At 56.7% G+C, this 23,460-nt stretch carries 22 protein-coding genes and 1 pseudogene; 13 read left to right on the top strand and 10 right to left on the bottom strand.

Features of this window, described 5'->3' with window-relative positions:
- Window positions 1-147 precede the first annotated feature (147 nt).
- The 8 genes from Q363_RS34090 (at window position 148) to dinB (ending at window position 9,263) form a co-directional block, all read left to right on the top strand.
- Window positions 148-3,507 carry a TonB-dependent receptor gene (locus Q363_RS34090; RefSeq protein ID WP_035359468.1) on the top strand — a complete coding sequence of 1,120 codons (3,360 nt, stop codon included), beginning with the start codon at window positions 148-150 and terminating at the stop codon, window positions 3,505-3,507.
- 72 nt (window positions 3,508-3,579) lie between these two features.
- Complete coding sequence (locus Q363_RS34085) at window positions 3,580-4,359, top strand: GWxTD domain-containing protein (protein WP_035359466.1); 780 nt, start codon at window positions 3,580-3,582, stop codon at window positions 4,357-4,359.
- Between the two features lie 71 nt (window positions 4,360-4,430).
- Window positions 4,431-5,582 carry a hypothetical protein gene (locus Q363_RS34080; RefSeq protein WP_035359464.1) on the top strand — a complete coding sequence of 384 codons (1,152 nt, stop codon included), beginning with the start codon at window positions 4,431-4,433 and terminating at the stop codon, window positions 5,580-5,582.
- The gene (locus tag Q363_RS47385; RefSeq protein WP_084081035.1) at window positions 5,536-5,655 is read left to right on the top strand and encodes a hypothetical protein; all 120 of its coding nucleotides are present in this window, start codon (window positions 5,536-5,538) and stop codon (window positions 5,653-5,655) included. Before Q363_RS34080 ends, Q363_RS47385 begins: the two co-directional genes overlap by 47 nt.
- A 95-nt stretch (window positions 5,656-5,750) precedes the next feature.
- A complete protein-coding gene (locus Q363_RS41835; protein WP_157468229.1) occupies window positions 5,751-5,900 on the top strand; it encodes a hypothetical protein in 150 nt (49 codons plus the stop codon).
- 46 nt (window positions 5,901-5,946) lie between these two features.
- On the top strand, window positions 5,947-6,486 hold the full coding sequence (locus tag Q363_RS34075; protein WP_035359462.1) for a hypothetical protein: 540 nt from the start codon (window positions 5,947-5,949) through the stop codon (window positions 6,484-6,486).
- Window positions 6,479-6,625, top strand: a complete 147-nt coding sequence (locus Q363_RS41830) for a hypothetical protein (protein ID WP_157468226.1) — start codon at window positions 6,479-6,481, stop codon at window positions 6,623-6,625. The genes Q363_RS34075 and Q363_RS41830 overlap by 8 nt, the downstream gene beginning before the upstream one ends.
- 751 nt (window positions 6,626-7,376) lie before the next feature.
- On the top strand, window positions 7,377-9,263 hold the full coding sequence (gene dinB, locus Q363_RS39830) for a DNA polymerase IV (protein WP_084081034.1): 1,887 nt from the start codon (window positions 7,377-7,379) through the stop codon (window positions 9,261-9,263).
- A gap of 125 nt (window positions 9,264-9,388) precedes the next feature.
- Here the strand turns inward: dinB and Q363_RS34065 are convergent, their stop codons facing one another.
- The 4 genes from Q363_RS34065 to Q363_RS34050 form a co-directional block, all read right to left on the bottom strand.
- On the bottom strand, window positions 9,389-9,967 hold the full coding sequence (locus Q363_RS34065) for a hypothetical protein (protein ID WP_157468223.1): 579 nt from the start codon (window positions 9,965-9,967) through the stop codon (window positions 9,389-9,391).
- A 238-nt stretch (window positions 9,968-10,205) separates the two neighbouring features.
- Window positions 10,206-11,177, bottom strand: a complete 972-nt coding sequence (locus tag Q363_RS34060; RefSeq protein ID WP_157468220.1) for a hypothetical protein — start codon at window positions 11,175-11,177, stop codon at window positions 10,206-10,208.
- Window positions 11,178-11,362: 185 nt separating this feature from the next.
- Window positions 11,363-11,581: a hypothetical protein gene (locus tag Q363_RS34055; protein WP_035359457.1), complete on the bottom strand. Its 219-nt coding sequence runs from the start codon at window positions 11,579-11,581 to the stop codon at window positions 11,363-11,365.
- Between the two features lie 80 nt (window positions 11,582-11,661).
- Window positions 11,662-12,090, bottom strand: a complete 429-nt coding sequence (locus Q363_RS34050; RefSeq protein WP_035359455.1) for a hypothetical protein — start codon at window positions 12,088-12,090, stop codon at window positions 11,662-11,664.
- A gap of 82 nt (window positions 12,091-12,172) precedes the next feature.
- Here Q363_RS34050 and Q363_RS47380 point away from each other — a divergent pair, with 82 nt between their 5' ends.
- The gene (locus tag Q363_RS47380; protein ID WP_084081033.1) at window positions 12,173-12,391 is read left to right on the top strand and encodes a tyrosine-type recombinase/integrase; all 219 of its coding nucleotides are present in this window, start codon (window positions 12,173-12,175) and stop codon (window positions 12,389-12,391) included.
- Window positions 12,392-12,402: 11 nt separating this feature from the next.
- On the opposite strand, the gene Q363_RS34045 is transcribed toward Q363_RS47380, so the two are convergent.
- Together Q363_RS34045 and Q363_RS34040 are read right to left on the bottom strand one after the other, a co-directional pair.
- Window positions 12,403-12,714 carry an IS21 family transposase gene (locus Q363_RS34045; RefSeq protein WP_064742779.1) on the bottom strand — a complete coding sequence of 104 codons (312 nt, stop codon included), beginning with the start codon at window positions 12,712-12,714 and terminating at the stop codon, window positions 12,403-12,405.
- A 512-nt stretch (window positions 12,715-13,226) separates the two neighbouring features.
- Window positions 13,227-13,511 (bottom strand): hypothetical protein, encoded by a 285-nt coding sequence (locus Q363_RS34040; protein ID WP_035359453.1) that lies wholly within the window; start codon window positions 13,509-13,511, stop codon window positions 13,227-13,229.
- Window positions 13,512-14,904: 1,393 nt separating this feature from the next.
- Here Q363_RS34040 and Q363_RS34035 point away from each other — a divergent pair.
- The gene (locus Q363_RS34035; RefSeq protein WP_035359451.1) at window positions 14,905-17,178 is read left to right on the top strand and encodes an MMPL family transporter; all 2,274 of its coding nucleotides are present in this window, start codon (window positions 14,905-14,907) and stop codon (window positions 17,176-17,178) included.
- Between the two features lie 66 nt (window positions 17,179-17,244).
- Here the strand turns inward: Q363_RS34035 and Q363_RS34030 are convergent, their stop codons facing one another.
- Window positions 17,245-18,147: an outer membrane lipoprotein-sorting protein gene (locus tag Q363_RS34030; protein WP_169747244.1), complete on the bottom strand. Its 903-nt coding sequence runs from the start codon at window positions 18,145-18,147 to the stop codon at window positions 17,245-17,247.
- 395 nt (window positions 18,148-18,542) lie between these two features.
- Between Q363_RS34030 and Q363_RS41825 the strand changes: the two genes are divergently transcribed.
- The 3 genes from Q363_RS41825 (at window position 18,543) to Q363_RS47375 (ending at window position 19,996) form a co-directional block, all read left to right on the top strand.
- Window positions 18,543-18,713 (top strand): hypothetical protein, encoded by a 171-nt coding sequence (locus Q363_RS41825; protein ID WP_157468217.1) that lies wholly within the window; start codon window positions 18,543-18,545, stop codon window positions 18,711-18,713.
- A gap of 22 nt (window positions 18,714-18,735) precedes the next feature.
- Window positions 18,736-19,368: a DUF3523 domain-containing protein gene (locus Q363_RS34025; RefSeq protein ID WP_157468214.1), complete on the top strand. Its 633-nt coding sequence runs from the start codon at window positions 18,736-18,738 to the stop codon at window positions 19,366-19,368.
- 439 nt (window positions 19,369-19,807) lie between these two features.
- Window positions 19,808-19,996, top strand: coding sequence for a lysozyme inhibitor LprI family protein (locus tag Q363_RS47375; protein ID WP_157468256.1), 189 nt, complete (start codon window positions 19,808-19,810; stop codon window positions 19,994-19,996).
- 397 nt (window positions 19,997-20,393) lie between these two features.
- Here Q363_RS47375 and Q363_RS45795 read toward each other — a convergent pair whose 3' ends face one another.
- The 3 genes and pseudogenes from Q363_RS45795 to Q363_RS34010 form a co-directional block, all read right to left on the bottom strand.
- Window positions 20,394-20,660 (bottom strand): DUF3500 domain-containing protein, encoded by a 267-nt coding sequence (locus Q363_RS45795; RefSeq protein ID WP_084081031.1) that lies wholly within the window; start codon window positions 20,658-20,660, stop codon window positions 20,394-20,396.
- Between the two features lie 103 nt (window positions 20,661-20,763).
- Window positions 20,764-22,143 carry an RICIN domain-containing protein gene (locus Q363_RS34015; protein ID WP_211256489.1) on the bottom strand — a complete coding sequence of 460 codons (1,380 nt, stop codon included), beginning with the start codon at window positions 22,141-22,143 and terminating at the stop codon, window positions 20,764-20,766.
- 229 nt (window positions 22,144-22,372) lie between these two features.
- Window positions 22,373-23,460 (bottom strand): annotated as a pseudogene (locus Q363_RS34010) (glycosyl hydrolase family 18 protein); the annotation flags it as partial.

The raw sequence follows: 23,460 nt of genomic DNA, 5'->3' as shown, positions 1-23,460 counted from the left end.
TGTAGAGCGAGCAGTTTTGGTGCGTGAATTGCGTATCGTTATTGAGTCATCATTCAGGCCCGTCTCGACCTCCTTCTCGGTGTGTACGACGCTCGCCCGGCAACGTGAGGTCAGCAACTCGCTGGATCACTTTTACGGGGGGAGAGAATGAAACCACTTCTGCAACGCCTACCGCATGTTGTTATGGTGCTTCTGTTGACGACGTTTTGTGCCTTCGCTCAACAGCAGGGGGCGATCTCCGGTGGTCTGAATGGAATCGTGAGCGATACGACTGGGGCGGTGATTCCGGGCACCACCGTGACTCTGCATGGACCGCAGGGTGACCGTGTGCTCACAACCGACTCGAATGGCCGATTTACCGCAACCAACCTGGTACCGGGTTACTACGACGTCACCGCGACGAAGGATGGCTTCATGATGCTTCAGTCGAAGCACAATGAGGTCGTGGTCAACGTGTCGTCGACATTGAACCTGACGATGCAGGTGGGCAATGTTGGGCAGACGGTCGAGGTCACGGCGGCGGCGGTTGCGATCGATACCCAGAGCACCGCGATCACCTCGAATCTGACGGACACGTTTTACAACAGCGTTCCCATGCCGCGTAACGTCTCAGCGATCTTCTACGCGGCGCCGGGCGTTGCCAGCGGACAGGTCGCTGGATCGCCGGGACAGACCGGGCCGGGGGCGGCGAACCCGTCGATCGGCGGAGCATCTGGTCTTGAGAACCTGTATGTCGTGGACGGCGTGACGATTACGGACCAGGCCTTTGGAAGCATCGGCACTTTCAACCGCTTCCATGGCGCGCTCGGAACTGGAATCAACCTGGCCTTTATCAAGGAGGTCAACGTCAAGACGACGGCGTTTGAGCCGCAGTTCGGCAAGGCGACCGGCGGCATTGTGCAGATCGTGACCAAATCCGGCGGCAATCAGTATCACGGTGCTGTGGCTGCCTACTTTGGGCCGGGGTCGTGGTATGCGAGCCGGTACCAGTACTATCAGTTTGGCTACCAGCAGGCCACGCCGCCTTCGACGCTCTCCAGCCCGCAGTATGACGGGGTCGTCGAGCTTGGCGGCTACCTTATCAAGGACAAGCTGTTCTTCTTCGGCGCGTTCAATCCGGCGCTGCGGCAGGACAAGATGCAGGCGAACCCGAATGCTCCGTCGCCCAGCGTTGCCCTTGGCGCTATTGACTACAGCACCACCACATTGAGCTGGGCCGGCAAGATCACGTGGAAGATCCGCTCTTCGACGACCTTTGAGGCGTCCGCATTCGCCGATCCTTCGAAGCACAACGCGCAACCGTTTGCCACGGATTCGAATGGTATCTCCTCCTTCTTTCCACGCACGACGGCAAGCTCTTGGCAGTTTGGCTCGCGAAACGCGGTGGGCCGTCTTACGCATGCGATTACGCCGAGCTGGCTTGTCGACGCGTCCTATGCTTATAACTACAACCATTTCGATGAATATCCGGCGACGGCCGACTATGGCATCAACGATCTCAGCGGTAACGCACTGGCGAATCCCACTGCAGCGTTTATCTCTGGATTGGGTCCGTATGAGCCATCGAAGAACAATACCTACAGTATTGCGGTCAATACTTCGAAGACATTTGGTTTTTTGGGGCAGCACACCTTCTCAACGGGATATGCCTATGATCACACTAACTTTCTTGATTTGCAGTTGAAGTCCGGAGCCCTGTTCCCGATTCCGGGTACGAACGCCAATGGCGACCCCATTCCCGTACCTGCCAGCGCTGGCAACCCGATCGGACAGTTGACGAATGCGCAGTTCCGGATCCAAGCGACAAACACCAACGCAGCGCTGACTCAGACGGACCGGACCTGCCAACTCTGTCCTCTTAACAATAATGGTCAACAGGTTTACGCTACCATCTATCGCGGTATATACCAAGGACGTGACGTGAATTCCAGTGGACGTTATCACACTGCCTACGGAAACGACGTCTACCAGATGAATCGTTTTATTACAATCAATGCCGGAGTTCGCTGGGAGCAGCAGCAAATTGCCGGAAATAATGACCTGAAATACACGTTCACCGGTAGTTGGTCGCCACGCATCGGCATCAACATCGATCCGCTGGGGGACCACAGGAGCAAGCTGTTCTTTAACTTTGGCCGCAACTACTGGGCAATGCCCCTGGATGCCGCGATTCGCACGCTTGGCGGTGAAAAGCAAGGCCGCGGCTATATCTTCGCACCTGTCATCAACGCCGATGGGTCTTACACGATTATCCCCGATGCAGCGCACGCGCTTAACGGCTTACCGCGCTCGACTAGTGCCAGTGGAGTCGTGTCCAATTTTGGCGCGCCGAATTATGCGTTTCCGAGCTCGATTGTTCTTCCAGGGACCAAAGGGCAGTACGAGGATGAATACGTGATCGGCTTTGAGCGTGAGCTAACGCCGTCGCTTGTCTTCAAGGCGCGCTACACCGACCGGCGTCTTGGCCGGGTTATCGAGGACATCGGCTCGCAGTCGCCGGAAGGCTCCACGATCGGCGGGAATTTCGTGGGCGGAATTGCGAATCCTTCTCCAGGCACCGATATCGCGGTGAATGAGCAGGCCGTGACCTATACGCAGGCGCAATTCCTCGCAGCGAACCCGAGCGGCAGCCCAACGGATAGTACCTACAGGCCTCCGGTCTCCGGCTGCACGGCTGATAACGATACTTTCTTCGCCGTGGGTGGCCCATTCATTAATGGAAGGAATCAACCGGTTGGAGGCTCCTGCTTCCTCAACCTGGAAACCATGGACGGACCGGGCACGGGACCTAACGGTGGTGACGGCATTCCGGATGGCTTCGTGAAGCCGGTGCGCCGCTACCAGGCTGCCGAGTTCGAGTTGGACAAGCGGTTCGGCAATCACTGGCTTGCTAAGGTGAACTTCCGCTGGGGCACGCTATACGGCAACTATGAGGGCGCGTATCGCAACGACAACGGACAGTCGGACCCCGGAATCAGCTCGTTGTTCGACTTTACTCCCGGCCAGTTGGGTCTGCTTGGCGATCAGTTCGCCAACGGCATGCTCAGCACGGACCGTCGCACCGTCGGCAACCTGTTTTTGAGCTACAACGTCGGGTCTGACACGCCGTTCATTCATGGCGCGCGCGGCCTTACTCTCGGTGCCGGATGGCGCGGTCAGTCGGGCGTCCCGCTAAGTCTGCTGGGCGATCACCCGATCTATCTCAATCAGGGCGAAGTTCCAATCGGAGGTCGTGGTGCTGCGGGCCGCACACCGTCCACGATGCAACTTGACTTGCATGGGGACTATCCGGTGCCTCTGGGCTCGAGGTTTGAGCGCTATAAGCTGAAGCTGGCGATCGATATGTTCAACGTGACCAACAGCCAGTTCCAGTTGGGGCGTATTCAGTACACGCAGACGACAGGTACCGATGTTGGAGTGCCGCCTCCGCTCAACGTGGATTACAACCGTCCGACCGCATTCCAGACGCCGTTCTATGCGCGCGGCTCTGTGCGGTTTGAGTTCTGAACTGACAGTGACTAAACTTCCGGGGGAGGGTGGCGAGCACCCTCTCCCGTTTCTTTTGGAGGAGCATCTTCCTTGCCTCTGCTCTCGTTACGGCCCCGTCTGCTGCTGTCACTCCTGCTGCTGGTCTTTGCGACTCTGCAGCTGCACGCGGTCGATCCCACGAAGAACCTTGCGCCGCGCTACCGGCACTGGGTCAACGAAGAGGTCAACTACATCATCGAGAGCGAGGAGCGAAAGCAGTTTCTCGCTCTGACGAGCGATGCCGAGCGGGAGAACTTCATCAAGCTCTTCTGGGAGGCGCGCAATCCGACTCCCGGCTCCGACATCAACGAGTACAGGGAAGAGCACTACCGCCGCCTGACCTATGCTAACCAGAACTACGGCAACATCGGCGCGCAGGATGGCTGGCGCACCGACCGTGGCCACATCTACATCGTGCTGGGCGAGCCGAAACAGAAGGCGAACTATCCGGAGTCGCGCAACGTGCGGCCGCTGCAGATATGGTTCTATCAGGCGCCGAATCCGGCGCTGCCGTCGCACTTCTACATCGTCTTCTACAAGCGCAGCATCGGCGAGGACTACACGCTTTATTCGCCCTATCAGGACGGCCCGTCGCGGCTGGTGACCGGGCTTCAAGGCAAGAACGTCCAGAAGAACAACCTCGATGTCCTCAAGCGCTCTCTGGGAAACGAGGTGGCCCGAACGGCGATCTCGCTGATTCCCACCGAGCCGGTCGACCTGAACGACTACACGCCGAGCATGCAATCCGACATTCAGCACCATCAAGGGTCTGCCCGACAATCCGCTGACCAGGCAGATGCTGGCACCACCGCCGCGCCAACGAGCGAGTAACGACGAGCATCTTTCTTGGAGCCAACACGGCGACCCTTCAGCCGGTTGTCTTTCGTGACAGCAGCGGACGGATGACGGTCCATTATCTGTTCGCGTACGGACGGCCGGAGCAGGGGATCGTTGGTGCGCTGCCGGACAAGCGAATGGGCTACTCGCTGACGCTGCAGACCAGCGTGCTGACGAAGGACGGCAAGCCCGTCTACGAGCAGAATGAGCGGCTCGCCGGCGTGGTGAATGAAAGCCAGACGGTTGCGGCGCGCAGCAAGCGCTTCGGCGCGGAGAGCAGGGTTCCGCTGGCGCCCGGCGAATACCAGCTTGTCGCAACGCTCACCAACGATCTGAACCATCTGGCAGTGCGGCAGCGTACAGAAATTACGGTTCCCGATCCGGCGCAGACCGCATTTGCCCTGAGCAGGATCATGATCTTCTCGCCGCAGCCTCCGGTGCGCGATCCCGACGGCGGGCTGCCCTTCAGCGTCTCCGGGTTGCGCTTCGTCCCCAAGGGAGTGCAGCAGACGTCGCTGCATCCCGGCGAGCCGTTGCGCCTGCTCTTCCAGCTATGGACCAAGCCATTCGACCCGGCGACCCGCGAAGGCCGCAAGGTCAAGGTCCACTATGTGTACGGGACGATGCAGACAGGCCAGCAGACCCACCAAGAGGACGAGGAGATCGACGCCGCGAACTTTGACGCCTCGGGTACGCTGCTCACGGGACGCACCTTATCCACCGAGGGTCTCGCAATGGGGAACTACCGCGTTGTGATCACCGCGATCGACGAGACGACGCAGCAGAAGGCGTACGCGAATCTCACATTCCGCATCGCGGCCGACACGGAGACAACGGACGTTTGGACCGCGTATGAGGCGACCGCCGACGCCCGCCGTGGCCGTGCGATCGACGACTACAAACGCGGCCTGAGCGCAGAGATGCAAGGCTCGACCGACGGGGCGATCACCTGGTTCGAACGCTCGGTCGCCGACGATCCACGATACGTCCCGGCCCTGACGCGGCTTGTGGACCTGCTGGCGCAGAGCGGACGGTCAAAGGACATCGCGGCTCTCTCAGGCAAGGTGGAGATGACGCACAGAGGTGAGCCAGCAGACGGCGATCCAGCTGTCGCAGGCGAACGCACAGGTCGGGGACTTTCCGCAGGCGGCGAAGATTCTCGAGTACGAGATGCAGTTCCAGCCACCCAGCCCCGAACTGTACCTTGCGCTGGCTGATGTCTATCAGAGGCAGGGAAACATGGCGAAGGCAGAGGACTTCAAGCGCCAGGCAGCGAAGTTGTCGAATTGAGCCGCACGCGCGTGCTGGCAGGATTGCCCCCATCCATCGGTCCATAACTCCGAAACTCCGAGTCGCAATTGAGTAGTATCCAAACAGGAGAAAATATGCGGCTCAGGTTGGTCCTCTTGGCAGTGATAGCCGCGCTGTGTGTTTCGTGGTCGGCATGCGGGCAGACAGCCTCGATCCTTACTCCCTCGATCAGCAAGTCCGGCTATCCCTGGACGGCGCTGGCAGGATCAGACCGCAACGCCTAGGTGACTCCGATCGCGTAGACGGACTCCATCACGGCGTGGAAGGGAAATGGGAACCTGGTCACTTTTACGGCGAAAATCCTACAACTACATCGACGGATGGAGCCTGAACCCGATCAATCGTAACCTCGGCGGCTTTACGGCAGCGAACTTCATCGCCTACACGGCGTTTCCGATCGACACAACGACTCTCGTCCCGTTCGCAAGATCAAGCCCGATCGGCAGGGCCTCGCCGCTCAAAGGCCAGCTAGCGTACTATCCTCCAAGGTTCAACGCCGTAGATGCCGCGATGAGCCCGTTCACCCTGCGCGCTGATCTCACAACCCTGGGAGCCTACGATCCCGGCAGTCGGACCGCACCGGCGTCAGCTGCCGCGATGCCTGCGCCGGAGCCGCCAGCAAATCCAACGCCGGCTGCCGCATCTGGCTCCGGACTGGCTCCTGCTCAAACGGTTTCTGCAATGCCGCTCTCCGGATGGGTCCAGGTAGGCAAGGAGGGAGACACGGTGCCGGGGCAAGGCAGGCATGATCTTCCGCTACGGCTCACCAGGCGGGCCTGGAACTTGTGGAACAGTTGCGCATGTGGCTGAGGGCTGGGTGGCGAAGAGGCTGACGGGCGATGGCAATGTGGTGGCGTACAATGACTACTTCGGCAAAGACCCCCTATTGCATCGCCAAAGTCCTGCAGAAGAGAAACCCGGCACCGCCGAAGAGCCCCGGGAAGACTGAGCCGGTACACCACTGATTCCGAACAGCGGCCGCAGACATGAGCGTGGCTGGCCCCGATGTGTCCACAGCCGCAAATATCTTCCGTGGAGTCCACGTCCTTCTAAGTTGTTGAACGGTTTACGGAGAAGTGGTGGACCTGATCGGGATCGAACCGATGACCTCTTCCATGCCATGGAACGAGTCAAACCGCAAATTGTAGACGGCACGGTACTTACGAGTCGGCACAATCGGCAAAACCGGCACAATCGGCGATATTTGCTGCCAAAATGCTGCCAAATTTACAATCAGCGGGCCACCGGGCTGATCCGTGTGGGATCAGCCCAAACTCTTTCATTATGTTCCCGGCAATCGGGCAACAGCCTGTTGCCCAATTGTCGGGGAACACTCTCACGAAGGCCCCGGGAAGCTCTCCTCCGAGACTACCGGGAAGCGTCAGGTCTGGATGAAACAGCTAGGCGAATAAGAGGCGAATGTGGTTGAATGGATGCGAGGTGATTTCGCTGACTCGACAACCTCAAAAATCAACCTGTCCGGTATGGACAGGCAATGACCTTCCTGCTTGTCCTGCTGGGATGGATTTGCTGCACCGATTTGAAGAGGCACGTCCCAACGATTACGCCTTTCTGCAGGCGCAGGACTTTGTCGACCTCAGTACATCCGCATTCGACGGCATCCCGGAGTGGGACGCTTTCACAGAGCATTGCGCGACGTGTGAAGACTGCAAGGTGTAGCGTGCAGCATTTGCGGAACGATGACAGCACTCGACGCCCAATACGTAGCCGCCGATGACACCTCTGCTCCCCTTCACAAGATCGTTCATGTGGATATGGATGCGTTCTACGCCTCGGTAGAACAACGAGACAATCCAGCGCTTCGCGGTAAGCCGGTCGTGGTCGCGTGGCGCGGCAACCGTTCGGTGGTCTGCGCCGCCTCATATGAGGCCCGACGTTACGGCGTCCGATCCGCGATGCCGGCGGTGCGCGCCGAGCGACTTTGCCCTGAAGCGATCTTCATTCCTCCTGATTTCGTGCGTTACAAAGCCGCCTCGTCTGCTGTGCGCGCAATTTTTCAGCGGCATACGGACCTCATCGAGCCGTTGTCTCTCGATGAAGCGTATCTCGACGTGACCGAGAACAAGATGCAGCTTCCGACCGCGACGCGCGTCGCGAAGATGATTCGTCAGCAGATATGCGAAGAGTTGAACCTTACGGCTTCCGCAGGCGTGGCACCCAACAAATTTCTGGCGAAGATCGCATCCGATTGGAAAAAGCCCAATGGCTTGTTCGTCATTCAGCCGCACGAAGTACAGAGCTTTCTTCTCCCGCTGCCGGTGGGTCGTATCCCTGGAGTGGGGCAGGTCACAGAGAGCCGCATGAAGGCAGTTGGAATCGCAACCGTCGGCGATCTTTATGCCTTTGAATTGTCCACGCTTGAAGATCACTTCGGAAGCTATGGCCTGCGCCTATATCAACTCGCCCGCGGTATTGACCACAATCCCGTCGTGCCGAACCGAGTCAGCAAGTCCATTTCTGCCGAAGACGCCTTTCCCGAAGACATTCCGCTGGTGGACACTGAGTCCCAAATTCGTCGTCTGGCTGAGAAAGTTTGGAAATCCTCGCACGGCAATGCGCGGGCAGCGAAGACGGTGGTTCTGAAGCTGAAGACGAAAGAGTTCAATAGCCTCACGCGAAGCCTCACGCTTCCGGCTCCCCCCTCATCCTGCGACGAACTTACAGATATCGCACTCGCGCTGCGCGAACGGGTTGAGTTGGGACCAAAGCAGCTCTTCCGGTTGGTTGGGGTAGGCCTCAGTAACTTTCAAACCGCCGATGACCCGATTTCGCCTCTTTTTGTCCAGAAGCCTGTGCAGGACTGTCGATATGAAGTTACACAAGGAGATCAGATGGATGAATGGTTCGGCACGATCAGTGCAGGCGGCCAATTGCCTGCACTCGCAGCCAAGGAGTTGCGGGATATCGGCTTCGTTGTGATTTCTGGTCCGGTGTCGACCGAACGCCTGCCGCAGTTTGCCGCCGCGTACGATGCGGCCATGCAGTCTGGGAACGAAGCGGACGGGAAGGAGGCCCGCACCACGACGCGCATGTACGACTTCGTCAATCGTGGCGCGGAGTTTGATGACCTTTATACTTACCCTCCCCTTCTTGAGGCATGTTGTCACGTCATCGGAGCGCCGTTTAAGCTCAGCACAACTCTTGGCAGAACTCTGCGACAGGGCTCTGCTGCACAAGACCTCCATGTCGACATCAAGCGCGACTCGGAAGATTTGCCGATGGTCGGCTTCATTCTGATGATCGATGACTTTCGACCTGACAACGGCGCTACCCGTTTTGTGCCGACTTCGCATATGTGGCCGGAAGTGCCGGAGGAGGTCGTGCGTGACCTCCAAGCCGATTATGACGGTCAGGTGTTGGCCTGTGGTCGAGCAGGTTCGTTGATCATCTTCAATGGGTCGGTGTGGCACGGCCATACGGCGAACGCAACTAATGAGGCTCGACGCTCGATACAAGGCTATTTCGTCAGGCGCGAAGTTCGCTCTGGGATCCATTTACCTGCTCGCATGCGGCCAGAGACGCTGGCGCGAGTCGGCCCGCTCGCGCGGTATGTGTTGGCGATATGAGTGAACGCGAGAGCGTCTATGAGTACCGATCTGCCTCCGAGGTAATCCTGCGCCGTAACCGCGGAAAAAGATTCACGCAACCGTCCGAATTTGAAGACGAGACAACCCCCCGATTTGGCAGCGTCCTATTTTGCGGCGATGAGCTTGAATGTGGCGTAGGCGTTCGTGGCCTTCTGCAGAGTGACAAGGCCTTCCTGAAGAGTTGCGACTTTGGTCTTGTTGGGTTTACCGACGGGCTTGAAACCATGTCGCGCAGAGAGATTGGTCAGACTGAAGTTGTTCGCGGCATTTGTGAGAGCATCTCTCTCCGGCTTCAATATCGGAGATACGAATCCGTCACCTTTCATCAGTGTCTCCAGCGTTTCTAGAATTTTGTAGAGGGTTACCCAGTTGATCTCCATAGCGAAGAGCTTGAGCAATATGTAGATACCTAGGTCGATTGCTGCGAGACGAAACAATCGCGATACCCTACAGAGTGAAGAGCCATCATTCATCGAGCCCTGCTCCGGGAATACCCGTCGGAACAACCCGAATTTCGGTTCCACGTAGTGCGGGATCGGAATATTGCTTTTATCTCGAAACGCTCCGGTAAGGCGGAGTGCCGGCTCGCGGTTAGGCAGAGGAAGTTCAAGCTTTGTCGGGGCAGTATTGCTAGAAAACAGGCTCTCGGGAGTGACCGTAACATCTCTCAGAGCGTCGCTCAATGACAGCATCACGACTCCGCTTAGCAGGTCGACGAGCTCGAATGCGATGCGAACAGCGTCTGCGTCATCAATGGCCCTCAGGAACAGATCACTTCGCATCAGCCGCTCCCCATGCATTCCGATGTCATGATAGGTGTTCAATTCTTCATAAAGGACGAGATGATCGTCGCAGCATCCGGCTGCCAATGAGCTCAGTAGAGACTCGCGCCCTCGTACGCTGAAGTAAAGAGCGCTGGTGTCAGACATTCATAGTCCCCGTCCACCACACTAGATCCTTTGGGGTGTATTCAGCGCCCATTTCGCTCGTCGGCGGCAATCCCTGAAGGCAACGCTGCAGTATCTCGGGAACCATCACGCCCTTGGTATTCTGGATGAAAACCTTGAACGGAAATACTCCCTCCTGACCATAGTCCATGACGTTGGAACAGCCATCGATCAAGGGCTGACCTCCCGCTTCTCGAGCGAACTGGTGCAGCTTCCTGATCAGAAACACCCCATCTACGTGCTGAAAAGTTTTGGCAACACCTTCGGAATCCTTAAAAAAGGAATTCGGCGTTAGGAGACCTGCCGATTCAGAGATCAACGAACTAATCGGCTCATAGATAAAGTCGTCCCATACGATTACGAGAACCCCGATGAAATTCGCATCCGCCACTTTGAAATGCTCGAATTTGGCGTCGGCGCTGACCAAAAAGTCCTTGACCGGATTGTCCCTGGGCAACGTCATCGCCTCACCCTCTCTCTTCACCTGCTCGACCATCTCGGATGGCATACGACCAGGTAATTGGGTCGAATTCTCGTTGCGAGCCTTGATATGCGCCAGCAGCGAGGGTGCCTTTACCTCAACGCCATAGGTGAATCCTTGATGTTGGATCGTAATCTCGGGGTTCTTCTTGCTTCCCTCCGGGGTGGGCTCCATGATGAAGTGCGCGCCTCCTGGCCAATCGAAGCGAACCATCTGTGTTATTACGTGTAGCTCCGCGACGATCTGCATAAGTTGTTCGTAGTGAGGAGTAAATCTCTCCTTACCACGAACAGAAGCCAACCTTTCGATGAAGGCCTCAGCATAACCAGGCATGGCCGTGTCGCAGACAACGAGGGCATCGATGATCGCTCTGGCGAAGGGATGTTCGGCACGAGGATCTAAGAGAAACGTGAAGTGAAATCCGAACCAATGCCACTCCGCCCCATTCCAGAGAGGCGTCTTCATAATCAAGCGGCAAACATCTTCACGACTAAGTCCCTTTAGATCGTCAGGCATAGATATGAGAATAGCGGAAGCGCTTGCACCCGGGCGCTGGCCGACGTGTACGGATTAGTCCCGGCGAGTCGGCTTATGGGAAGTTGAGACGAGGTGAGCCCTGTATCGATTGCTGGCCCATCAAGCTATCTTTCTCAGTGGCTATCGAAGAGGCTGGTTTGTTGCTGGGTCATGTTGTCTTCGGAAGATGAGTTGCGATTTGAGTTCTTCGTCGGGCAATACACGAAGAAGGCAGCTTGTGCGATGCAGTGTCTGGAGAAGATGAAGGAAGCTCCTATGGGTTCTCCGGCTCCATAGTATTGGCGAAGGCCGGCCCACACAATGGATTCGGTGCCGAGGATACCCGCAGCCATCCGCCTGTCGTCCCTCTGATTTCGAAACGACGCTGAATCGAGTTGGGATGAGTATCGAGCATACACGGGCCACGGGATCGCTAGACCCACTGGTAAAAATAGATCGTCTGTCGTAATGCCTTTACCGCGACAAAGGCCATCTCCTCCAACTCCTTTTCGTATCGACCAGGATCTTCAACAAGAGCTTCATCATCCCAGGGAGCTTCAACGTGAACCCATTTGTTGCGGTATCTACGCAGTTTGTGGAGGTCCTGAGCGAGTTCAGGTTTCAGTCCCGCTGAATCAATCAGTTCAACAAGTCGCTTCCTCCCAGTTTGCATGTTTTCCGACCTAAGATGAGTTTCGATTGCGGACACTGAGGCAAGGATTGATGCCAAATACGCGCCTTTGGCAAAGGCGGTGTCCGCTTCTCGCGTTATAAACGAACACCACTCAGAGAGGATCACTCCGCCGGTGAGGAGTTCATCGTCAAGTACAACCAACAGATGCCAGCGTTCCTCTTCGTTCATAGGAGTTGAGTGTCGAACAACGATGCTCCTTTCGCTGAGTGAGGAGGATAAAACAAGCCAATGATGATCCAGGTTCCAGGATATTGATGGACGGTACCGACGAAAAAGTGCGTATCGGCATGTCCTTCGACATACATTTATCTCTAGGCTGGTGATGGCGGGAGTGGACCTCCGGACAGTGCAAGAGCTAGCTGGCCACAAGGATATAAAGATGACAATCCGGTATGCTCATCTAGCGCCCGAGCACAAACTTAATGCGGTTCAGATGCTGTCATCTTTTAGGGCGAAGCAAACATCATAAAGTGAGACATGTTACGGACAGCTGCCAGCCTGCGAGCGGAGCGGCGTGTAGCCGCCCGTGAAGTCGTGCTCGTCCTTGAGCCGATCGAAGATCCGCTTGGCCGTGTGCCGCTGCTTCACCGGCCTCTGCTTGTCGTCTGCAAGAATGGCGCCGATCACGCCTAGCCACGGCCCCAGCTTGGGCCGCTTGATCGGCTGTTGGCGCTGGTAGCCTGGCGGCACCGCGTACTCGAGCATCTTCCGCACTGTCTCTCGCGACAGCCCAAACTCCCGGGGCCACCGCACGCTGACTCCGACCCTCAACACGAACCGCTCGACGTACACGACCGTAAATCTCCACTCGGAACATCCCTTCGGCGTTCCATGAACCACGTTGCCAAGGCAACACCGCTCACGAAACCAAGATCCCGCGGTGGACTACCTTTACTCCGCCGCAAAGCGCCGCTCCCGCAGCGTTCGGTGGCCTATTTTTACTCCGACGCTCATAGTTTCGATGGCTTGGAATCGTGCAAGCCAGTGGCCAATGCCGTTACGGGAGCAAGCTCAATGAGATCGGCACAGTAAATCGAAAGCACTCGGCGCCGAGCGCGCGATATCGGCCGCCGATGTGAGCCGGCTGACAACTACTAACAATTTGACATTTGGCCTCGGAGAAATCCCCGCCAGCTGACTTATGCAAGGAAGTCAAGGACCTGCCGGAAAACCACAGAGAAAACATTCAGGCCGGGGACGCATGCTGGGTTGAGCGTAGCATTCCGGCCTGGACTGAAGGCCTTCTGTGTTTCTCTTTCGTTTATAGAGAACGCAAACAAAGGGCCGAGCTGCGTTGAAGGCGGCTATTTGGGCGTCTCGGGCTTGCTTTCGTCTCCCTTCAGCTCGTGGGCAGTGCCTTTCACGCCCTTTTTAATGCCGTGCGCGGTCTTCTTGACAGCGTGCCCAGTAGCACTTGATGTTTTTTCGACTGCTTTTTCAGTGCCGTGTTCGGTGGCCTGCGCCGCTTTTGCAGTTGCATGGCCCGTTTCCTTTGCTGCCTTGCTGGTATCCGACGCAACATCCTGCGCGTTGGCTCCAATGCCTGCCGCAAGAATAACGGCAAGTGTGAAACGGGAATAAAGCCTCATCAATCCTCTCCTCATATATCTGTCCTCGCGTATCTGTCCTCGCGACGGTGTGTGCTGGCCTTTTGTCCAGCTCACCGTCCTCGATCCTTGTTGCGCCTACCCCATCGGGTGCGCCTTCTTGTCCTTGGATCCTTGCATGTGAAATGCCATGCCGGAGTGGATTTTTGTCCCGACAATCGCTTGAATACTCAACCGCGCACCTGCCGCGCGCTTCATAAGCAACCAGCTCCAGATGCCAACGGGTTAACATCTGCCGCGATTCGCCACGTCACCTGTCTCTTCCTAAGATCGGATCGAGCGGCGGAGAAAGATAGAGGCCGGTACGTAATCAACTGAACTATCGGCTGGCACGAGCAAGCCCTCGTCGGCGTGGATCTTCAGTTGCTTGCGGATGGCCCATCCCTTGCAGGAGTTCGAGATGGGATAGTGCGGGCCGACGGTCCACCGGAGGCGTGCCCACACGGTCTACCAGTCCCTTTACCCCGGTGGCAAGGAAATGCCTGATGAGCGCTGTGTTTAAGATATCTGTACCATGCATGTGCCTGAACTCACCATCGAGCGACTTCGGCGCATGCGCAAAGAGATTCGAAGTCCTTTCGCGCCTCCCCGGGTCGCTGGCATGTCAAAAAACCGACGACTTGCCGTTCAATCTTGCCGCGCTGATCCGGCCGCTACTGGACTTTGATTTCTTGGACCTCATGGTTTCTAAAGAGGGCTCGAGCGAAGTGCTCTGGCACTCGGTCGGAATCGGGCAGTTCCCTCCGCCGGATATTCGATGGAGGAAACTACATATTGGTGGGTGTACCAGCAGAAGCAACCGCTGTTCATCTCCGACGGAAGCAGGACGAGCGCTTCGCGGCGCGCAGGGAAGCATTGAAGCGCCTGGGCTTCGAATACCGCTCTCTCTGCCGACTGCCGCTGTACACCTCAGGTAAACCGATCGGGGTGCTTAGCTAAGGGAGGATCAAACCGCCGGCCAGCAGCAGAGAGAGGGGCAGGGTATGTGCGCGCATGATGGACAATCTAACACGCCAGCGCACATCCTCTAACGAGCCGTATCTCGCGGGCACATATTGAAGTGCCCGAAAGTCGGCCAGGCTCCAGTAATGCGTAAGCGGTCTATCGTGGAATGCTGCGGCATTTCCCATTACTAATCCGCTTTGAGCTTCCTAATTCCTTCCTTGATGAGTGATTGGCTGGTAATCATACAGCGAAGTCTTCGTCAGCCACGTCCCTCGATTGCCAAGGGCTTAACGGGCAGTTCCCCCATCTATCGTTACTTAGCTCAAGGCCAAACCCAATAAATATCCAGTTTGACCCTATATCATGGATATGCCCGATCACCGAAGTCGTTTCATTGCTCTCAGACGAACAAAAACGGCGTGGATCTTCCATGGGAATCCCAAGCTCGAACACGGGCCGTGGTGCCGCTCGCGGCCGATTCTGGCTGGCGACGTCGGGGTTTGTCATGGCGCTTGCGCTGCTGCCCTTTTCCCACAATGTCGAACAACGCCTGGAGACAACGGTTCACATCAAGGGCGGAGAGTCCGAAAAAGTCGACCTGGAACTGGCGCAGCGTTTCCAGTCGACCTACGCCCACCGCCTGATTCTGGTGATAAGCGGTATTCCTGATCCGGATTCAGCAAAAGGCGCAGATGTGTTGGGCTTCTTAACCAGTTCATTGCGGAGTGTGCCTGGAGTGTACGGTGCCGTATCGAGTATCGATTGGCCAGATCCTCTCTTCACTGGGAACAATGGCGGAGCCTTGATCATCGTCGGGTTGGACCCGCACGATGAATCGGTCGAGGCGTTGGTCCCCAGACTGAGGGCAAGAGCAGACTGGATGGAAGCTCAGCTTCGGTCGCAATACCCCAATATCAAACTGGAGATCACGGGTGAAACGCCACTGAACTTCGATCTTCGCAAGGTCAGTGCAGATGACGTCAACCATGCCGAGAAACGAGCGCTGCCGGTGACTCTCCTGCTGCTGTTGCTGGCCTTCGGAAGTCTTGTTGCTGCACTATTGCCACTGGGAGTTGGAGTGCTCTCAATCTCGATGGCGTTGGGTGCGGCTGCGCTACTCGCAAACTATCTGCACCTGTCGATTCTGGTGCAGAATCTGGCAACCATGCTCGGCCTTGGTTTGGGTATCGATTATGCGTTGCTGATGGTGAGCCGGTTTCGCGAAGCATTGGCCGAGGGACTTGATCCCGGCCAGGCTGCCGATATTGCCGCCGGGCAAGCAGGGCGCACGCTGATCATCTCGGCCACGACGGTTGCAATCGGATTTTCAGCGCTTCTGACGGTGCCCATCAGCGAACTGCGCTCCATCGGGATAGCTGGCCTCCTCGTAACCGCTTTCAGTGTCATGCTGTGCACTTTCATCTTGCCTTGGGTCCTTGGTCTGCTAGGGCATCGCATCAATGCCGCCAGAGTGCGTCTTCCCGCCAGACGGCGCAAAACGCCGCACAACCTCCGTCTGGCGAGTGAGCGGTGGGTGCGATGGGGCAGCCTCGTAACTCGCCGCCCCCTCACAGCTCTGCTTGTCGCCGGGATTCCGCTACTGATCCTTGCATTCCAGGCTCGCAGAATCTCGCCCGGGCTTCCTGACCATGACTCGCTCCCGGCCGCAGCCGAGTCGGTCCAGGCACTGCATACCCTTCAAGGCATGGGGCGATCGGGTATTGTGGAGTCCCTCCGAGTGATCCTGGAGTTGCCGCCCCAGTCTCCGCCGCTCTCGCCGGCCGGATGGCTTGCCGTCAGCCGCTTGACCGAACGCTTCCAGAGCGATCCCAGAGCGCAGGAGGTCTTATCTCTTCCGACCCTCACGGGAATGGCTGACGCTGCGGATGCTATCAAGGATGTGCCCGAGCCGATCCGCAAGAGTCTTCTGCGCAGCGATGGGCAAGCTACCTTGATTGAGTTACTGCCAACCGCCAATCTTTCACCCAGCGAACAGATTCGATGGGTCAGAGAGGTGCGTTCCTCCGATGTCGCGGCGATAACCGGAGTTCCCGGCGCAGTGCTGCGCGTCGGAGGCATTCCCGCACTCAATGCAGATTATGACTCTGTAGTGAAGGAACGCTTGCCCAAGGTGGTCGTTGACGTCGTATTGGGGAGCTTGCTGGCGCTCCTGATCGGGCTGCGTTCTTTCTTTGCGGCTGTAAAAGCAATCCTGCTCAATCTGCTCTCAGTCGGAGCCTCATTTGGTGCGTTAGTTCTCGTCTTTCAGGAAGGCCACGGCAGCAAGCTCTTTGGGCTCGACGGACCAACCGGCACCGTATTCCCGATCGTGCCGATTCTCTCGTTTGCCATCGTCTTCGGATTGAGCATGGACTATGAGGTCTTCCTGGTAGCCCGAGTCCTCGAAGAACGGCGGCGCGGTCTATCCGAGGAATCAGCCGTGATCGAGGGCCTGGCCCGAACCGCCGGCCTCATCACGAGCGCCGCCGCAATCATGATTGCCATCTTCACCGCATTCACCCTGGGAGGCTTTCTGGTCATCCAAATGCTGGGTTTTACGCTCGCGGTAGCCGTGTTCATTGATGCCACAGTGGTGCGGATGGTCGTCGGGCCGGCACTATTGCAACTTGCCGGCGACTGGAATTGGTGGCCCCTTGGCTTACATGGAGCCCCGGCAACGTCTGAAAAGGAGCATGTCCCATAACGGCGAGCACCGTGGATACTCCAATCGCAGCAGAGCTCCTCGCAACAGCCTGTTAAGCGATTCGATTTATTTCACTTTCTTTCCCTGAGCGCTGGACTGGCTGATATCAAAGTCCTTGAGTCCAAGTTTTGCCCTTCCCGAGCCCCTTTCGATTACAAGCATCGAGGAGCCGGGCTTGCCCTGCAGATTTGCCTCCACTCGCGACGCAGACCAAACGCCGTCGGTCTGCCGCAGCCCATAGTAAATGAACTCCTTCTGCCCTCCCGTCCCACGAAGCGTCTTCACCACATGCACAGGGAAAAAGATGCCGCGGTCAATCCACGATGTCACCGAATCATAGTAAGTCCGGTCCTGAGCGCTGGACATGCTCTTAAGGACAAAGCAATCCCGCGCGCCGCATCTCTCCGGTGCCAGGAGTTCCTGATTCTTCCAGAAGAACCAGCTCTCTACCATGTCTTCATAGGAGAAGTCTGTTCCCACGAGTCGGTCGTTCCAACGTTCGAATGGCAACACGCTGGCGGCTGTCTCGCCAGGAAGTACTGCCTCGATGGTTACGTGCCCGTTCACGCTCATATGCAGAAGAAGGCTCGTCTTCGCGGAGGCAGGCCCCGCTATCTCGCATAACAGACGCAGACCATCGGGAAACCAGTGAGCCTTGGCGGCAAACTTGTAGCTCGTGCGCGTGCCATTGCCTTCCACCCGTGTGAGTCGCCCGGTCACGCGGTAGTCCAATCTCTCAATACGCTTGCGCGAGCCAGTCAACGCAGTCTCCAGGTCCGGATTCGCCGCGAAGGCCCGCAATGGATCCACCAGCGACAACAGCACCAGCAAAGCGATGAACGCTTGAATCGTCCCAAAGGCGTACCTCGCGCATCTGGCCTCGAGATACCGGCCAAACTTGCTGCTGCGAGAGAGCGTTACGACGCGGCGCAGGAAGGTCATAGCTATGTATACAGCCAAGGTCCGCATAGCGCCTATCCAGGGCGACGGGTAGTGATTCTCGAGCCATGGGATGCAGCACATTTCAAAACCCACACTTTTAGGTGACAGGCATCCGGACTCTTTCCGCGTCTTGTTTCCATTGGGAGACGACCCACGTTGTGGCAAGCCTTCTGGGATGGAGGGCCTTGGTCAGACAGGATGGAAAGGAACGCGAGGCTGAGCGATGATGTATGGTGCCGGTCGGATGACAGCTACAGCCCGAGCCGACATTGGTGCTCGGTTAGAAGCCCGACCGATAAGCGTGGGTCTGGGGTTGCGTACAGACATGTGATGACGTTTGCCAGTTTCCGGCGACGATCTCGATTGGGAGTTTGCTCTGTGACCGCGCCCCGGGCATCCGGTCGGCATGATCGGCGGAGCAAATGGCCAAGAAGGGCAACAAAAGAAGCGACACACTGCCGATATTGCATCCGGATGCAGCCGGGATCGATGTGGGCGCGAGTGAGTTATACGTCGCCGTCAGCGCTGATCGAGATCAACAGCTTTGCTTTCAGTCTGCGTGTGAAGACATTGGCTCGATTCTTGAAGCATAATGTGGCACTCCAGGAGTTAGAAGTGCGGGATCACACCGTTGGACGCCAGTGGCAGATGCGGCTCGAGCGCGCCGAGTATGAAGCGGAGCTGGCCGAAAGGCGATATCAGGAAGTCGATCCCGCCCAGCGGCTTGTTGCAGCCACATTAGAACGGCGCTGGAATGCTGCACTGCTTCAGCTGGAAGAACTCAAACAACAAGCCGCGGAGTTTCAGCGCCAGCACGCACGAGTTGCAACCCCAGAGCAAAAGGCGAAGGTCCTCGCCCTGGCCAAAGATCTGCCGAAGTTGTGGCATGCGCCCACCACACAGGCCCAAGGTCGCAAGCGGATGCTGCGACTGCTTATCAAGGATATTACCGTCGAGAAGTCCGCACCCAAGCAGCTTTCGGTCCACATTCGCTGGCAGGGGAATGCCTCAACCGACCTCACGCTTCAGATCCCGCCCAACATCGCGGATCGCATGCGATATCCCGCCGAAGTCGTCGATCGTGTCCGAGATATGGCTCAGCATCTTCAGGACGCCGAAATCGCTCACCAATTCAACCAGCAAGGGCATACCAGCATCACGGGAAAGCCATACACGAGGTCGATCATCCAGTGGATTCGCTTTCGTTATGGAATCCCCCTCCTGTGTTCAAAAAGCCCGAAGAGCTGACCGTCCAACAGGTCGCACAACTATTCGGAGTCAGCGATCATGTGGTCTACTACTGGATCCAGAACGCGATTGTGCAGGCACGCAAGCTTAACGCGGGATCCCCATACTGGATCACGCTCAGTGAAATGGACCAACAGAAGCTTCGAGACTGGGTACGTAACTCAAACCGGATCCACACCGGATCCTCAACACATCCAGAGGGAGGTGCATTATGAAACCACAGTTGGAATTCCCAGACTTCTTTCTCCACCACTCTTCTTCGGTATCTTCACTGTCCTGACTGGGGGTGGAAAGTAGCTGCCCGATGCCATTCGATTCGAGATCTTGTAAAGATTCTTCTTCAGCTTCCTTTCAAAATCCTCGATTGTCTGTCCATCGATCCTGCTGCCCCTTATTCGCTTTCACCCGCTGATACGCCTCCCAGACCTCCTTCTTCGAAATACAAAACGGCTTTGCCTTCTTCATCGGGCTCTTCCCATCAAATGGTTGGCTCATTGAATTTGTCGAGAAACTGAAGCTTGCCCAGGAAGCCTGGATCAAATTCCGAGATGCTGATCTAGATTCCCTTTATTACCAAAAGGACAAGCAGCAAGCGTATGGTTCGAACTACCGATGTGTAGAGCGATGAAGATGGCCCAGTTGACGGTCGAGCGAACTAAGCAACTCAGGCAGCTACTAAACCCAGAAGAAGGTGATTTGTGCCTTCGACGCGCCGACGAGTTGAAGGCAATTACCTTGGCTAGGTTACTGCTGCTCCGAAGTAAAATTGCAAGTGTGTTCGGCCGCGCGATATAGAAAGCGATGGGCAGGATTCATCGGGACCCTTTCCACTTGCGACGCTTCCAAATATTTTGGTGGCGTATTGCGGATGCTTAATGACGTGCGAGTGACAGCTCGGGAGGCAGGAATTGCTAAGCTTGGCAGATGTCGAGCACCTTTGCGTGCTGGATCACACTTCATAAACATGGCAGGTGCATTTGACTTTGATTTGTACCAGTGAATAAGAGAGACACTGGAAAGAGGTATCAACCGAAACAGGTAGTGGACCTGCTTCGCCAGCCCCAAGTTCCCATGCCGGACGGCGTGCCGAATACCGTGAAGTGATATTTCTCCGGATCGCGGCGCTCCCCGTTATCGTTCTCGAGCGCCTTCAGCACGTCTTCCAGGCTCATGATAGTGACGGCCTTAACGTAGCCGGTCTGGCTCAGTCCGGGCCGCGAACAGCGCGCTCGGCAGTTGCTTCTGGTACCGTCGGCGACGAACCTCACTCGTGATGCCGGCACTACTTGCATGCAAGCAAGTTCTGCGCGCGCAAACCACGAAATCTGTACTCACCGCATACGGGGTGTCGAGAAATCGCGTCGATCATTCCTCAACACCCCGGTCATCGTGCGATCAGGGTTGTTGTGTTAACACGAATGCCTGCGCAGCGGTCCCATTACAGGTGTACTGCTGCAACTGGACACCATTCGCTGTTGAGGCGGACGGTACATCCAGGCAGAGTCCACTGTTGCGAGCAACGAATTTATATCTGCCGTTACCCAGCGAGACCGGCATCCACTGCTGGTTCGTTCCTCCACCATAGCTCCACAATTGGATCTTCGTTCCGATAGCAGTGGCTCCGGGACCGCCGGTTACGTCCCACACATGGCCAGCATTCCGATTCGTCACTTTGAAATAACCGCTGTCAGTCGGAGTAAACTGCCACTGCTGGTTGTTCTGGCTACCTCCACAGGACCACTGTTGCACGATAGCTCCGTCTGACGTACTCCAATTTTGGTCATCTACGCAGGCACCACTGTTCTCGTTGGAGACGGTATACCAAGCGCCTGAGTTGATCAACGATGACGACTGATAAACTCGAACATAGTCAACCAACATCGTTCCCGGATTTGGAGTGCTTGAATCGGTGTAGCCCGGGAAACCGCCTCCCCCAATAGCAAAGTTCAAAAGCAAATAGAAGGGTTGGTTGTAAACCCACTGATCACCACTGGGGATACTCGCTGGAGTGACGGTGAAAAATGGTTGTGAGGGATTGTCGCGGTAGTACTGCATCTTGTTCTCAGTCCAAATGACACCATAGGTGTGGTATTGGCCATCATCGATACGACCTCCGTTGGGAAAGGTAAACTGGCTGCCAATTCCATTTGCGCCGGAGTAACCGGGCCCATGAATCGTTGACGAGGTTACATTCGGCCCATAGCCTTGCACCCATTCCATGATGTCCTGTTCGCCATTCGCCGGCCACTGCTGTCCATTGGTACCCTGCATCCAGAAAGCGGGCCAAAAACCGTCGCCCACTTGCAATTTCATGCGCGCCTCGATGCGGCCGTACTGAAAGCTACGTTTGCCAGAGCTATTCATGCGGCCCGAGGTCCATGTCCCGTTGTTGTTGATTGCTTTAATGACCAAGTTGCCGTTGCCGTCCTGATACTCATTCGTGTTGTTTGCTGTGCAGGGCCAGACATTCGAGTAGGGAGCGCAATAGACTTCAATTTCGCCGTTCGGCTGATTCCCGCCGGTAACAAAATTCCAATTGCTGGAGCTGGGAGCGGTCCCCGAGGGTGCATTGAACTCCTCGCTCCACGAGAGGCTCCACGTTTGGGCGTAAAGGCTGTCTAGACCTGCAAACAGTAGCATCGCGACAACTCCCACTGTGGTTATTGATGTGCGACGAAACCACCGGCGCAACTGGTCTTTTCGAATATTCAGCTCTGCCATAAGAAGAGACTCCTTTTTCGTTGATTCAGTTAGATAAGAGTTGTAGCAACTCACCCACGACATCTTTTCTAGGCAAGAGGCGTAGTTGGCGCTGCATGTGAGGGAAGATATTTCGTTGGAAAAGCCAACTGATCAAACTGTCAGCCGCACGCCAAATAACCTTCCCAGGCAAACGCAGAGAAAGTCTTGCGCACTAAACTGGTCGATGCCTTGTCCTCTATCATGGCCTCGTTACTCGGATGATATGGCCGGGCCAAAGTTCTGACCCGGCCATATCGCAGTATCACCGTGAATTAAACGCGTTAAAGTTCTCTATAAATTGGAAATTATTCTGGCTGACGCCGCTGCAGGTGGGCGAAGCCCAGGTCTGCCCGGGGCAACTGCCGTTGTCGCGTGCCAGTGACCAGATGGAGAGCCGTCCGATATAACTGGTCGACTCGGCGAAGTTGAGCACAGTCTGGGCGTCGCTGAGTTGGAAGATCTCCGTATTTGTGTCGTTGACACCTATCATCGGCGTGATGCCGACGCTCGACGTCAAGCCAGCAGCGGCAATCTGGGAAGCTGTGGCCTGTGCCGCGTCAATGGCGTCGAGCCCCATTTTGCCTCCGTTGTCGACGCTGGATCCATAGTCCATAGCCATGATGTTGACCGTGTTGAGTGCAAGGCCGTCGGCTTTGGCGCTCTTAAGAATGTTGACGCCGCTGTCGATCAGCCCTGTAGGCAATACGGGCAGCGTATAGGAGATAACGAGCCCGGGATTGGCATTCTTGAGAGCAACCACTGCCTGGTCCCGCCGGGTGATCGACGCCTGGTCGGTAGTGGCGGCCCCTTCAATGTCGAAATCTAACATGGTGACGCCATAGCGGTTGATTACGGATTGATACAGCGCCTGCAAGCTCGACGCGTTACCGCATGCAAGGGCCGGTTCTGTTCCGTTGGCGCCCCCGAAGGAGATGATGACCTGAACTCCGGCCGCCTTCAGGCTTTGCACAATCGACTGAATCGAAGTACCGTTGGGGAACGTATCGGTTGGTAACGTGCCGCCGAGCCCGCCCCAGCCTGCCTGGCATCCACTGCCGGAGGCGACAAGGAATGCGAGAGTCACGGCTTTAAATCCCGATTGCTGCTGCAGGGAGACGAGCTGTTCAGCGTTGGTGAGACCCATGTCCACATAAGGCGCAAAGAGGGCTCCGGTAGCAGCAGGAGGAGTAGAGCCGCCGGTTCCAGCTCCACCGCCGGTACTGGTACCACCACCGCTGCCAGTTCCCGTGCCGCCACCGCTGCAAGTGCCATTGGAGGTCCAAGGTTCACCGCTACCCGAACCGCCGTTGTTCGTGGCTGGATTCTGTCCTTGTGTCCACCAATTGGCGG

It is taken from the genome of Edaphobacter aggregans DSM 19364, from assembly GCF_000745965.1.
Classification (GTDB): Bacteria; Acidobacteriota; Terriglobia; order Terriglobales; family Acidobacteriaceae; genus Edaphobacter; species Edaphobacter aggregans.
This window is presented reverse-complemented; position numbering and strand designations above follow the sequence as displayed.

Bases quoted from the DNA above. Each gene is read 5' to 3' on its own strand.
- Q363_RS34090 (WP_035359468.1), top strand. From the start codon at position 148: ATGAAACCACTTCTGCAACGCCTACCGCATGTTGTTATGGTGCTTCTG.
- Q363_RS34080 (WP_035359464.1), top strand. From the start codon at position 4,431: ATGACGGTCCATTATCTGTTCGCGTACGGACGGCCGGAGCAGGGGATC.
- Q363_RS47385 (WP_084081035.1), top strand. From the start codon at position 5,536: ATGCAGTTCCAGCCACCCAGCCCCGAACTGTACCTTGCGCTGGCTGAT.
- Q363_RS41835 (WP_157468229.1), top strand. From the start codon at position 5,751: ATGCGGCTCAGGTTGGTCCTCTTGGCAGTGATAGCCGCGCTGTGTGTT.
- Q363_RS34075 (WP_035359462.1), top strand. From the start codon at position 5,947: ATGGGAACCTGGTCACTTTTACGGCGAAAATCCTACAACTACATCGAC.
- dinB (WP_084081034.1), top strand. From the start codon at position 7,377: ATGACAGCACTCGACGCCCAATACGTAGCCGCCGATGACACCTCTGCT.
- Q363_RS34060 (WP_157468220.1), bottom strand. From the start codon at position 11,177: ATGAAGACGCCTCTCTGGAATGGGGCGGAGTGGCATTGGTTCGGATTT.
- Q363_RS34055 (WP_035359457.1), bottom strand. From the start codon at position 11,581: ATGGCTGCGGGTATCCTCGGCACCGAATCCATTGTGTGGGCCGGCCTT.
- Q363_RS34050 (WP_035359455.1), bottom strand. From the start codon at position 12,090: ATGAACGAAGAGGAACGCTGGCATCTGTTGGTTGTACTTGACGATGAA.
- Q363_RS34040 (WP_035359453.1), bottom strand. From the start codon at position 13,511: ATGAGGCTTTATTCCCGTTTCACACTTGCCGTTATTCTTGCGGCAGGC.
- Q363_RS34035 (WP_035359451.1), top strand. From the start codon at position 14,905: ATGGGAATCCCAAGCTCGAACACGGGCCGTGGTGCCGCTCGCGGCCGA.
- Q363_RS34030 (WP_169747244.1), bottom strand. From the start codon at position 18,147: ATGCGGACCTTGGCTGTATACATAGCTATGACCTTCCTGCGCCGCGTC.
- Q363_RS41825 (WP_157468217.1), top strand. From the start codon at position 18,543: ATGGCCAAGAAGGGCAACAAAAGAAGCGACACACTGCCGATATTGCAT.
- Q363_RS45795 (WP_084081031.1), bottom strand. From the start codon at position 20,660: ATGCAAGTAGTGCCGGCATCACGAGTGAGGTTCGTCGCCGACGGTACC.